11 protein-coding genes are annotated in these 12,722 nt (G+C 45.4%); all 11 read left to right on the top strand.

The window, feature by feature from the left end:
* The first annotated feature begins 602 nt into the window (after positions 1 to 602).
* The 11 genes from AB4583_RS17375 (at position 603) to fliG (ending at position 12,642) form a co-directional block, all read left to right on the top strand.
* Positions 603 to 1,733: a flagellin gene (locus AB4583_RS17375; RefSeq protein ID WP_372118522.1), complete on the top strand. Its 1,131-nt coding sequence runs from the start codon at positions 603 to 605 to the stop codon at positions 1,731 to 1,733.
* A gap of 81 nt (positions 1,734 to 1,814) precedes the next feature.
* A complete protein-coding gene (gene flaG, locus AB4583_RS17370; protein ID WP_017066380.1) occupies positions 1,815 to 2,240 on the top strand; it encodes a flagellar protein FlaG in 426 nt (141 codons plus the stop codon).
* A gap of 22 nt (positions 2,241 to 2,262) precedes the next feature.
* Positions 2,263 to 4,290, top strand: a complete 2,028-nt coding sequence (fliD, locus tag AB4583_RS17365; protein WP_372118519.1) for a flagellar filament capping protein FliD — start codon at positions 2,263 to 2,265, stop codon at positions 4,288 to 4,290.
* Between the two features lie 3 nt (positions 4,291 to 4,293).
* The gene (locus AB4583_RS17360) at positions 4,294 to 4,599 is read left to right on the top strand and encodes a flagellar protein FliT (RefSeq protein ID WP_017068986.1); all 306 of its coding nucleotides are present in this window, start codon (positions 4,294 to 4,296) and stop codon (positions 4,597 to 4,599) included.
* 12 nt (positions 4,600 to 4,611) lie between these two features.
* Complete coding sequence (gene fliS, locus AB4583_RS17355; RefSeq protein ID WP_004736194.1) at positions 4,612 to 5,022, top strand: flagellar export chaperone FliS; 411 nt, start codon at positions 4,612 to 4,614, stop codon at positions 5,020 to 5,022.
* Positions 5,023 to 5,250: 228 nt separating this feature from the next.
* Complete coding sequence (locus tag AB4583_RS17350; protein WP_017064122.1) at positions 5,251 to 6,717, top strand: sigma-54 dependent transcriptional regulator; 1,467 nt, start codon at positions 5,251 to 5,253, stop codon at positions 6,715 to 6,717.
* Between the two features lie 184 nt (positions 6,718 to 6,901).
* Positions 6,902 to 7,942, top strand: a complete 1,041-nt coding sequence (locus AB4583_RS17345; RefSeq protein WP_017060686.1) for a PAS domain-containing sensor histidine kinase — start codon at positions 6,902 to 6,904, stop codon at positions 7,940 to 7,942.
* 33 nt (positions 7,943 to 7,975) lie between these two features.
* Complete coding sequence (locus AB4583_RS17340; protein ID WP_017060685.1) at positions 7,976 to 9,385, top strand: sigma-54 dependent transcriptional regulator; 1,410 nt, start codon at positions 7,976 to 7,978, stop codon at positions 9,383 to 9,385.
* A 132-nt stretch (positions 9,386 to 9,517) separates the two neighbouring features.
* Entirely contained in the window at positions 9,518 to 9,829 is a 312-nt protein-coding gene (gene fliE, locus AB4583_RS17335) for a flagellar hook-basal body complex protein FliE (RefSeq protein WP_017060684.1), read from the top strand.
* 16 nt (positions 9,830 to 9,845) lie between these two features.
* Positions 9,846 to 11,588 (top strand): flagellar basal-body MS-ring/collar protein FliF, encoded by a 1,743-nt coding sequence (gene fliF / locus AB4583_RS17330; RefSeq protein WP_017068985.1) that lies wholly within the window; start codon positions 9,846 to 9,848, stop codon positions 11,586 to 11,588.
* Positions 11,581 to 12,642, top strand: a complete 1,062-nt coding sequence (gene fliG / locus AB4583_RS17325; protein WP_017060682.1) for a flagellar motor switch protein FliG — start codon at positions 11,581 to 11,583, stop codon at positions 12,640 to 12,642. Before fliF ends, fliG begins: the two co-directional genes overlap by 8 nt.
* The last annotated feature ends 80 nt before the right edge of the window (positions 12,643 to 12,722 follow it).

Below are 12,722 nucleotides of genomic sequence, written 5' to 3'. Positions count from 1 at the left end.
GCCTACTAGGTTAATCGATTAAAAAGCCACGTTGACCAATAGTGTTGACGCAAGGCTTCCACAAATTAGCTCGTGGTGAGAGATGAGCGCTAAACAGACCCAGCTTCGGCTGGGTTTTTTATTGCCTGCAATTTGGAGAAGGGGGGAGTTTTGGTGTTGGTCGTTGATTGGAAAGCGAGATTCCCTATCACGCTCGCTCCTCACTGTAGGGAGTGACGGGAATTGGGAAATGATGGTTTCCTCGCTTACTACATCGAAGCAGTCTTTCGTCACCCCAGAATCGAGTAGAACGAGATATCAGGGATCGGCTTTGGTTTTTATGTGCAAGGCGACACTTATAAATGAGCGAGGATGCGAAACTTTAGCGAATGCCGCTCTATTAATTGAAGCCTGATCACACTTTTCTTTGTTGTTGAAAAGAATACGAAAAAAATCGCATTTTTTATTAAAGCTTCTAATTAAGGGGCCGTTAAAGGGATTGAGAGAAATGATATGTACCAATGTAAGGTGAGAGAGACACTGGTGCATAAACAAATTGACATGTATTTGTGTGAGGTGAGAGTCACATAAGTGCATTAAAAAATGCCTAAAGGAGATCAACTATGGCGATTAATGTAAACACTAATGTGTCTGCAATGACGGCTCAGCGCTACCTGAATAGCGCGGCTGAAGGTACTCAAAAATCAATGGAGCGTTTGTCTTCTGGCTATAAAATCAATAGCGCAAAAGATGATGCTGCAGGCCTACAAATCTCTAACCGCTTAACGTCGCAAAGCCGTGGCCTAGATATGGCTGTGAAAAACGCGAATGATGGTATCTCTATTGCACAGACAGCTGAAGGTGCAATGAATGAGTCAACCAACATTCTGCAACGTATGCGTGACCTTTCTCTTCAATCTTCAAATGGTTCAAACAGCAAATCTGAACGTGTTGCGATCCAAGAAGAAGTCTCTGCTCTGAACAAAGAACTTAACCGTATTGCTGAAACAACTTCTTTTGGTGGTAACAGGCTTCTTAACGGAACTTACGGTAGTCAATCTTTCCAAATCGGTGCAGATTCTGGTGAGGCGGTAATGCTTTCTATGGGGAACATGCGCACCGATACTCAAGAAATGGGCGGTAAGAGCTACGGCGTAGAAGAAGGCAAAGATGCTTCTTGGCGTGTAGGTGCTGGTGCTGATCTAACGATTAAGTACAACGATAAATTTGGTGAAGCTCAAGAGTTGTCCATTTCTGCGAAAGAAGGCAACGATATTGAAGAGCTAGCAACTTACATCAACGGTCAAAGTGAAGACGTTAAAGCGTCTGTGGGTGAAGGCGGTAAACTGCAACTTTTCGCTTCAAGCCAAAAAGTTGAAGGTGATGTTGAGTTTGGCGGCAGCCTTGCGGGCGAACTAGGTATCGGTGCTGGTAAAGACGTTACCGTTAACGATATCGACGTAACTTCTGTTGCAGGTGCAAACGAAGCAGTATCTATCATTGATGGTGCTCTAAAATCTGTTGATAGCCAACGTGCTTCTCTAGGTGCTTTCCAAAACCGTTTTGACCATGCAATCAGCAACTTAGACAACATCAACGAAAACGTTAATGCGTCTAAGAGCCGTATCAAAGATACCGATTACGCGAAAGAAACAACAGCTATGACGAAGTCTCAAATCCTACAACAGGCGAGTACTTCTATCCTAGCTCAAGCGAAACAGTCACCATCAGCAGCTCTAAGCTTATTGGGCTAAACTTACCTCGGTAAGTAGCGGTAAACTCTACTCTGGGTAGAGTTTTACTGTTTGGCTCATAAAGGAGGGAGGGAGAATGTTATGGAAATATCATCCAACGCATCGAACATCCAGCCTTATGGCTCACCTAATGGCATTAAAATTGCAAGCGATGAAGGTAGTAGTGCGTCGAGTCTTTCGCGACTAAAAGAAGCAACATCTTATGACAAGGTAGAGAAATCGAAAGAGGAAGCTACCGAAGCGGCGATTCAATTAGCTCAACATAGACAAGAGTTAAATGATGAAGAGCGAGTCAAAATGGTGGAGAAGGTAAACGAGTTTATCTCCTCTCTCAATAAAGGTGTGGCTTTTAAGGTCGATGAAGAATCTGGGAGAGATGTGGTTACCATTTATGAGACCACAACCGGTGATATTATTCGCCAGATCCCTGATGAAGAAATGCTTGAAATTCTAAGACGCCTAGCAGCCCAAAACTCGAATAGTCGAATATTTGAGGTGAAGGTTTAAGTCGTATTATTGAGGTGATTTAATGAGTTTTGGCCCAATGGGGATTTCGTCTGGCATGGATATCAATTCCATGGTCAGCAAAATTGTTGATTCGGAGCGTGTACCTAAACAGCAACGAATCGACAATGAACGAACGCGAATCGATACCAGCATTAGTGCCTATGGAAGACTCAGAGAATCCCTTGATTCGATGAAAAACCTGATGACAAACTTTCGTCAGGAAAAAGCTTTTGCTGTGCGAACAGTGGAAAGTACCGATGAAGCGCTTGTCTCTGCAACCGCGACTACCGAAGCGATCGCTGGCAAATATGCCATCGATGTGTTGCAGCTTGCCCAAAGCCATAAAGTGGCTTCTGATGTACTGTCAGAGGACATGAAATTTGGCCCAGGTAAGCTGCAGGTTTCGCTTGGTGATGACAGCTTTGACGTGCAAGTTGGCGACAGATCGAGACTTATCGAAGTTGTTCGTGGTATCAACGGTGCAGATAGCAACCCAGGCGTTCGTGCATCTATTATCAACGATGTCGAAGGTCCAAGACTTATTATTGCCTCGAACCAGTCTGGTTCAGATCAGCAGATCAGCATTAATGTTGAGTCAGATGCTGCCAATCCCTTAAAAAAACTCGAATACAAAACGCTTGAAGAACGTGTTAAAGCGCTAGAGAAAGCGCGCGTTGCTGCTCAAGATATTCTAGCTCTAACCCCTGCAGGAAAAACCGTTGAACTCATCGATGAAGTGATCGCTAGCGATGACCCAAATGCGAATGAAACACTCGATAAAGATGGCAATATCATCCCAGCAGCCCAAACCGATTCTACTTCAGATGTTGACGGAGACTCTAAAAGTCTCAGCTACGGTGAGCAAGCAGCCGCCGACGGCCAAGCCGCCCTAGACGCAGCTCAAGCGGCAAAGTCTGTGATGCCTGAAGATAATATCCCTGGCTGGACTGAAACCGCGTCAGGTACGCTTTTAGATTCTTACTACACACCAGAACTTGAGCTTGATGAAAAAGCGATAGAGAAGGCACCCGATGTGCCGGGGTGGTCAAATGCTGCCTCAGGTACTCTGACCGATTCATACGTGACACCGAAAGAAGCCCAACAAAAGCTTGAGGCTGAGCAAGCGCGTATCGAAGAGAAGATTTCACAAGAAAAAGCGGAGTTGGCTGAGAAAGTTCAAAAAGGCGAACTCACCGCAGAGCAAGCCAAGAAAATTGAGCGTGCCAAATTAGAACCCGAAGAGCGCGAGCTCTTAGAGAAGGTCGATAAAGCGCAAGCAGATCTTGAACAAGCACAGCAATCTTTTGATACCTATAGTGGAATGACTGAAGTTCAGGCTGGCCAAGATTCTATGGTTGTCCTAGATGGTGTTGCTCAACTCTCTAGTAATAACAATGTGATTGAAGATGCCATTGAAGGTATTGATATTACGGTGAAAGGAAAAACGCCAAAAGATAAGCCGCCGGCAGAAATTGGTGTGGAGTACGACCGTAACAGTGTTCGCCAAGACATTGAAGCTTTTGTTAATTCTTATAATCAGTTTTACCAAGTGTCTAAAAACTTGGCGGGTGTTGACCCAACGACTGGCCAAAAAGGCCCGCTGTCTGGTGACAGTACCGTGCGTAACGCCGACTCCCGATTGAAAGGGGTGTTCTCATCAAGTATCGAAGGTGCGCCAGACAATCTAAAGTCTTTGACTGAATTCGGTATCACCACCACAAGACAAGGCTCGCTAGAAATCAACTACGATATGCTTGACCGTCAACTCAACAATAACTTTGATAAGTTGGGTGAGTTCTTTGGTGGCAACAACGGTTTCGCCAAAAAAGTGGAAGATGCGATTCAAGGTATCACAGGTATCACGGGTTCAATCCGTACTCGAGAAAAGAGCTTGGTCGAGCAAAACTACCGTTTGGTTGATGACCAAAGCGCGCTCGACCGCCGCATGGACAGCCTAGAGAGCCGTACCCACTCTAAGTTCACAGCCATGCAAGATGCGACCAGTAAGATGCAATCTCAGCTGGGCAGTATGATGAATGCGTTGGGCTAATAGATGAATAGCCAGCTACAAGAGCTTTGTGAACTCGATCAACTAATTCTCTCTAAACTGGAATTTAGTGAAATTAATGCTGAAGAAATAACGCAGCTTGTCGATAACAGAGAACAGTTATTGCAAAACGTGCTTCAAATAATCGACTCACATCCCGACGTTAAGCAAAGTTCTGAATGGTTTGAAGCCATTACCAGAACCAGAAAATTAGTCGAATTGATGCAGTCTGAGACGAGTCGAGTAGGTAAGACCCTACATAAATACCGTCACGGCGCTAAATCAGTTCAACAATACAAAAAGTTTTTATAGAAGAGGTTTACTATGCGCGGTTCTTTACAGGCATATAAAAAGGTATCAGTGGATAGTCAGCTAACGGCTGCCTCACCGCATAAGATTGTACAAATGCTAATGGCCGGTGCTATCGAGCGTTTGATTCAAGGCAAAGCGGCAATGCAAGCAGGCAACATCCCAGTGAAAGGTGAGCGACTTGGTAAGGCTCTAGATATCATTATTAGCCTACGTAGTTGCCTATCTATGGACGATGGTGGCGATATTGCGAAAAACCTAGATCAACTTTATGAGTTCATGATCACGCAAATTTCTGCGGCAAATCACAAAAATGACCCACAGCCTATTGATGATGTTATCGATATTATTCGCGAAATTAAGAGCGCTTGGGACCAAATTCCGAACGAATATCACAACTTGACGTCCGCTGACGTAGGTATTTAAAGAAAAATTGCAGTTTTAACCAATCTCATATCCCTTGATTGGTTGGTTGCCTTATTTTTTTAATCAAATAAAATAGAAGCCATTAGATAGCCTAATGGCTTTTTTCGTTGCTGATTTCCTAAATTTGTCCACGTAGACCATAATCATTGATACTTTTCTCTGTTTTATCGATTACGTCGCTCACCGTTTTTCTGCATCGCACCAAAATAAAGGCAATAATTCCTACTTATGCAAGGTTTGGCAAAACTGCTTGTCGTCGACGATAACGCTCAAGATCGTCACAATTTAAGCACAATATTAGAGTTTGTAGGAGAGAGCTGCGAAGTAATCAGCTCTGAACAAGCACGTAAAGTTGACTGGTCACTGCAGTGGGCCGGCTGCATTATTGGTACCATTAAAGGTAAAGGCTTCAACGCATTACTGAATGAGAAGCTTGTTCACGCCAATCACATCCCTTTACTGGTGATTGGCAAAAACAATCACCCGGTTGACGAGTTGACTAACTATGTTGGTGAGCTTGAACTTCCTCTTAACTACCCGCAATTAAGTGATGCATTAAGACACTGTAAAGACTTCTTAGGCCGCAAAGGTGTTCAAGTTGTGTCTTCGGCACGCAAGAACACCCTGTTTCGCAGCCTAGTAGGACAAAGTGCTGGCATTCAAGAAGTACGTCACTTAATTGAACAAGTCTCTTCTACGGAAGCGAACGTGCTGATTCTTGGTGAATCTGGTACAGGCAAAGAAGTCGTAGCGCGTAACATTCACTATCACTCTAAACGTCGTTCAGGGCCTTTTGTTCCTGTAAACTGTGGCGCGATTCCACCTGATTTGCTTGAAAGTGAACTGTTTGGTCATGAGAAGGGCGCATTTACTGGGGCGATTACCGCACGTAAAGGCCGTTTTGAATTGGCTGAAGGTGGCACACTGTTTCTTGATGAAATTGGCGATATGCCGATGGCGATGCAAGTTAAGCTGCTACGAGTACTGCAAGAGCGATGCTTTGAGCGTGTAGGTGGCAATAGCACCATACAAGCTGATGTTAGAGTGATTGCGGCAACCCACCGCAACCTTGAAGATATGATCGACGATGATTCGTTCCGTGAAGATCTTTACTACCGCTTAAATGTATTCCCGATTGAAATGCCGGCGCTTCAAGATCGTAAAGAAGATATTCCACTGTTGCTTCAAGAGCTGATGACTCGAATGGAAGCGGAAGGCAGCATGCCTATCTGTTTCACGGCTCGTGCTATCAACTCTTTGATGGAGCATTACTGGCCAGGTAACGTTCGTGAACTAGCGAACCTGGTTGAACGAATGGTTATCTTGTATCCAAACAGCTTGGTTGATGTGAATCACCTGCCAACTAAATATCGATACAGCGATATCCCTGAGTTCCAGCCAGAGTTTAATAGCTTTGGATCTGAAGAGGAGCAAGAGCGTGATGCACTTGCTGACTTATTCTCAGAAGATTTCAGTTTTGATCAGCAAGATGATATTGCCGACAATGCTAATGCGCCTCAAGAGTTACCGCCAGAAGGGGTTAACTTGAAAGAGCTACTCGCGGATATGGAAGTGAATATGATCAATCAAGCGTTGGAAGCGCAGGGCGGCATTGTTGCTCGTGCTGCTGACATGCTTGGAATGCGTAGAACCACTCTGGTTGAAAAAATGCGTAAATATAACTTGCAGCGATAGTGTCCAGTTTTCGATGAAAACGAAAAACTAGCACACACTTTTTAGCTATTTGGTAACTCTAGCTAAGTGAACAGATAAACCATAGTCGAGTTGTTGCTTGCTTAACTATGTGATAAATATAGCAAATAGCCTGACTCGTGTTGTACGTCTCAGGCTGTTTTAGTATTTGAGGCAAATTTTTGACATGCGCGTATCTAACGAACCAGAAAATCAATCACACCTAGATTCTGTTGAACAGCAGGTTGAGCGCTATAAGCAAGTACTCGACGTGATGCCAGCAGGGGTTATCTTGTTAGATACACACGGCGAAGTGAGAGAAGCGAACCCTGAAGCGCATCGTATTCTTGGTGTTGAGTTGGTTGGCGAGAAGTGGTTTTCAGTGATTCAAAGTGCCTTTGACCCAAAAGACGATGACGGTCATGAGATCTCATTGAAGAACGGGCGAAAAGTGCGTTTGGCGATTTCAGCCTCTACCACGGGTCAGCTGATTTTGATTACCGATCTGACCGAGACCCGACTATTGCAGTCTCGCGTGAGTGATCTTCAGCGTTTGTCTTCATTAGGTAGAATGGTGGCCTCGCTTGCCCATCAAGTGCGAACGCCGCTTTCAAGTGCGATGCTGTATGCATCAAACCTTGCCGCGCCAAATCTGCCGCCGGCAACAAAAACGCGTTTTCAATCTAAGCTTATGGATAGATTGCATGACTTAGAGAAGCAAGTGAACGACATGCTGTTGTTTGCCAAAGGTGGTGACAACAAAGTCGTTAAGCCATTTACTGTGGCTGAATTGATCACTGAATTTCACCCTATGGTGGAAGCGGCATTGAAAACTAACCAGATTGATTATTGCCAAGAAGTTGAGGGCGAACAGACTCAAATGTTCGGCAACGCCAATGCTATCGCCTCAGCGTTAAGCAACCTAGTGTTGAACGCGGTTCAAATTGCGGGTAAGGAATCACAGATCGATGTGTTTTTTAGGCCCGTAAATGGCGAGCTTAAGATATCAGTGCAAGACAGTGGCCCCGGCGTACCGAAAGAGCTTCAAGGTAAAATAATGGAACCCTTCTTTACCACTCGTTCACAAGGTACAGGTCTAGGCTTAGCGGTTGTACAAATGGTATGTCGAGCACATGAAGGCCGACTGGAATTGATATCAGAAGAAGGCGACGGCGCATGCTTTACCATGTGTCTACCGCTTGAAAGAAGTGCTTCTTCTGAAGACTAATAAGTTTTAACTGAATTTACACTGGAGAATCCTATGGCTCAAAGCAAAGTGTTAATCGTCGAAGATGATGAAGGTCTACGCGAAGCCCTTGTCGACACACTCGCGCTTGCTGGCTATGAATGGCTGGAAGCGGATTGTGCGGAAGATGCTCTGGTCAAATTAAAATCGAACTCCGTTGATATTGTCGTATCTGACGTGCAGATGGCGGGCATGGGTGGCTTGGCACTATTGAGAAACATTAAGCAGCATTGGCCAAATTTGCCGGTATTGCTAATGACAGCGTACGCCAACATCGAAGATGCCGTTGCTGCAATGAAAGAGGGCGCTATCGACTATATGGCAAAGCCATTTGCGCCAGAAGTGCTGCTCAACATGGTCAGCCGTTATGCGCCTGTAAAGTCGGATGACAATGGTGACGCTATCGTTGCTGATGAAAAAAGTATCAAGCTAATGATGCTGGCTGATAAAGTTGCGAAAACCGATGCCAACGTCATGGTGTTGGGCCCGAGTGGTTCTGGTAAAGAGGTGATGTCTCGCTACATTCACAATGCTTCTAGCCGAAAAGATGGCCCGTTTGTCGCGATTAACTGCGCGGCGATCCCAGACAACATGTTAGAAGCGACCCTGTTTGGTTATGAAAAAGGCGCATTTACTGGCGCTATTCAAGCTTGCCCGGGGAAATTCGAGCAAGCGCAGGGCGGTACAATTCTGTTGGATGAGATCAGTGAAATGGATCTTAGCCTACAAGCCAAACTACTGCGTGTTTTGCAAGAGCGCGAAGTTGAGCGATTAGGTAGTCGTAAGAGCATCAAATTGGATGTTCGTGTATTAGCGACCAGTAACCGAGACCTTAAACAGTATGTTTCTGAAGGGAATTTCCGTGAGGATTTATACTACCGCCTGAATGTATTCCCAATTTCTTGGCCTCCATTGTGCGAGCGTAAAGGCGATATTGAACCTTTAGCCAAGCACTTAGTTGAGCGCCACTGCACCAAACTTGGTATGCCTGTACCCGTTATGTCAGCACAAGCGATCAGCAAACTCGTCAATTATCCGTGGCCGGGCAATGTTCGCGAATTAGACAATGTGGTACAGCGTGCGCTAATATTGAGCGAACAAGAGAACATCTCTGGTGAGCATATCCTTCTTGAAGGTGTCGATTGGCAAGACGCAAGCAGCCTACAACAAATCGTCGAAGGCAGTGACGTAGCTGCGCCAGAAATTAAGCCTATTGCCGAAGCAAACCCAATCAATAAAATCGCGGCTAGCAGCGAAGGGTTAGGTAATGAGCTTAGAGATCAAGAGTATGCGATCATTCTTGAAACCCTGATTGCATGTAATGGCCGACGCAAAGATATGGCTGAAAAACTGGGCATTAGCCCTCGTACACTGCGTTACAAGTTGGCTAAAATGCGCGATGCTGGAATAGATATCCCAAACTGAGGATAGATTAGTAGTGTCAGCTTTCTGACTAGTGTAATACGATATCTAGTCAATTAAATGTGTGGCACGCTAATTGCTCTGTCAATAATATAGCTAAATAGATGGTCATAATTTTGACACCTGAGGTGGTAGATGAGAATAGATGGTTTACAAGGCGAAATGCAGGCAATGATGGTCGAAGCTGCCAGCGCGCGTCCCGCAGCAACGGGGCAAGCGGTCGGTGCAGATTTTGGCAACATGCTGACTAATGCCATCAATAATGTGAACTCATTACAAAAGACCTCAGGTGATCTTCAAGCTCGTTTTGATAGTGGCGACCAAAGCGTATCCCTATCGGACGTGATGATTGCTCGTAATAAATCTAGTGTGGCTTTTGAGGCGACGATCCAAATTAGAAATAAATTGGTCGAATCGTACAAAGAGCTGATGAATATGCCGGTATAAGTTGGGTAGTTAAATAGTGGCAGATAATAGTCAAACAACAGATTTAACCGTAAGCGATAGCAACGACCATGCACTTATTGCAGGCTCTGAGCTAGACGGAGAAGGGCAAAATCCCGATCTAGGTGAACGCAGTTCATCGAAGTTCGATATGGCTGTCGGTGATCTCGATTTACTTCGTCAGGTCGTCTTAGTCCTTTCTATCTCTATCTGTGTAGCGCTGATTGTGATGCTGTTTTTCTGGGTAAAAGAGCCAGAAATGCGTCCATTAGGGGCTTACGAAACAGAAGAATTGATCCCCGTTCTTGATTACTTAGATCTGCAAAAGATCGATTACACGCTTGAAGGCAATACCATCTCAGTACCGGCGAGTGAGTACAACTCATTAAAGCTTAATATGGTACGAGCGGGTTTGAATCAAGAGCGAAACGCGGGTGATGACATCCTCATGCAAGACATGGGTTTTGGTGTATCACAACGTTTAGAACAAGAACGCCTTAAATTAAGCCGCGAAAGACAACTTGCCAAAGCCATTGAGCAGATGAAACAGGTGCGTAAAGCTCAGGTTTTATTGGCCCTGCCGAAGCAGAGTGTTTTTGTACGTCATAATCAAGAAGCCTCTGCTTCTGTATTCCTAACTCTAAAAACAGGTACTAACCTCAAGCAGCAAGAAGTTGATTCTGTTGTGGATATGGTGGCAAGTGCCGTTCCGGGAATGAAAACCTCACGTATTACGGTGACCGATCAGCATGGCCGATTGTTGAGCTCAGGCTCTCAAGACCCTATGTCAGCGGCGCGTCGTAAAGAACACGAGTTAGAGCGCAATCAAGAACAAGCGCTGCGTGAAAAAATTGACTCCATCCTGATTCCTATTCTTGGGTTTGGTAACTACACCGCTCAGGTTGATATCCAGCTCGATTTCAGTGCTGTGGAGCAAACCAGAAAACGTTTTGATCCGAATACACCGGCGACTCGAAGTGAATACACCTTAGAAGATTACAACAATGGAAATACGGTGGCGGGTATTCCGGGTGCGTTGAGTAACCAGCCTCCAGCGGATGCCTCAATTCCACAAGATGTGGCTCAGATGAAAGACGGCGCGATGACAGGTCAAGGCTCTGTTCACAAAGAAGCGACTCGAAACTTTGAGCTAGACACCACCATCAGTCATGAACGTAAACAGAGCGGCACGGTTAATCGTCAGACGGTTTCTGTTGCGATCAAAGACCGCCAATCCTTGAACCCAGATACGGGTGAAGTGGTTCATACTCCGATTCCGGCGAGCGAGATCAATGCGATTCGCCAAGTACTGATTGGTACGGTGGGCTTTGATGAAACTCGTGGTGATTTGCTCAACGTATTAAGCATGCAGTTTGCACCTCAAGTAACAGATGTTGTTGCTGATGTGCCAATCTGGGAGCATCCAAACTTCAATGATTGGGTTCGTTGGTTTGCAAGTGCCTTGGTTATCATTGTGGTGGTGTTGGTACTTGTTCGCCCTGCAATGAAGAAACTGCTTAACCCAGCAGCAGACAACGATGAACAGATGTACGGACCTGATGGCATGCCAATTGGTGCCAACGGCGAAACCAGCTTAATTGGTGGTGATATTGAAGGTGGTGAGCTGTTTGAATTTGGTTCAAGTATCGACTTACCAAACCTTCATAAAGACGAGGACGTGCTGAAAGCAGTACGTGCACTTGTAGCGAATGAACCAGAGCTAGCAGCTCAAGTAGTTAAGAATTGGATGGTAGATGGCTAACGAAATAGTTCCACAACAAACTGAAGGCGGTGAAGTGCTTGATGTCTCTAGCGTGGATATCGGCTCTATCTCAGGCGATGAGCGCGCTGCGATCTTGTTGCTCAGTTTAAATGAAGAAGATGCTGCTGGTATTATTCGTCACCTAGAGCCAAAGCAGGTTCAGCGTGTGGGTAGTGCGATGGCGCGAGCTACAGACCTATCCCAAGAGAAAGTAGGCGCTGTGCACCGTGCTTTCTTAGATGATATTCAGAAGTACACCAACATTGGTATGGGCAGCGAAGACTTCATGCGTAATGCGTTAGTTGCTGCTCTGGGTGAAGACAAGGCGAATAACCTTGTTGACCAAATCCTTCTCGGCACAGGTTCGAAAGGTTTGGATTCGCTTAAGTGGATGGATCCTCGTCAGGTGGCGAGCATTATCATCAACGAGCACCCTCAAATTCAAACTATTGTGTTGTCGTACCTCGATGCCGATCAATCGGCTGAGATCCTGTCTCAGTTCCCAGAGCGAGTTCGTCTGGATCTGATGATGCGTATTGCCAACCTTGAAGAAGTTCAACCTTCGGCGCTTGCTGAACTGAATGAAATCATGGAGAAACAGTTCGCGGGTCAAGCGGGTGCTCAAGCTGCCAAAATTGGTGGCCTGAAAGCCGCGGCTGAGATCATGAACTACATGGATAACAACGTGGAAGGCGTCTTGATGGATCAAATCCGTGACCAAGACGAAGACATGGCAACACAGATTCAAGATCTGATGTTTGTCTTTGAAAACCTTATTGAAGTTGATGACCAAGGTGTTCAACGACTACTACGTGATGTTCCACAAGATATTCTACAGAAAGCACTTAAAGGTGCAGATGAAGGTCTACGTGAGAAGATCTTCAAGAACATGTCTAAACGTGCTGCCGATATGATGAGAGACGATATTGAGGCGATGCCGCCAGTCAAAGTCTCTGATGTTGAAGCGGCTCAGAAAGAGATTTTGGGTATCGCGAGGAAGATGGCAGACAGTGGCGAAATTATGCTGTCTGGTGGCGCCGACGAGTTCCTTTAATACAGAAATCTCAAAAGCCCCACACTGTTGGGGCTTTTCTTTATCCAATCTCGAACCACAGATTAACTCAGTTTAACTGC

It is taken from the genome of Vibrio sp. 10N.222.49.C12 (assembly GCF_041475025.1).
GTDB classification, from domain to species: Bacteria; Pseudomonadota; Gammaproteobacteria; order Enterobacterales; family Vibrionaceae; genus Vibrio; species Vibrio crassostreae_C.
The sequence above is the reverse complement of the archived record's forward strand: the minus strand, read 5'-3'. Positions and strand labels throughout refer to the sequence as shown.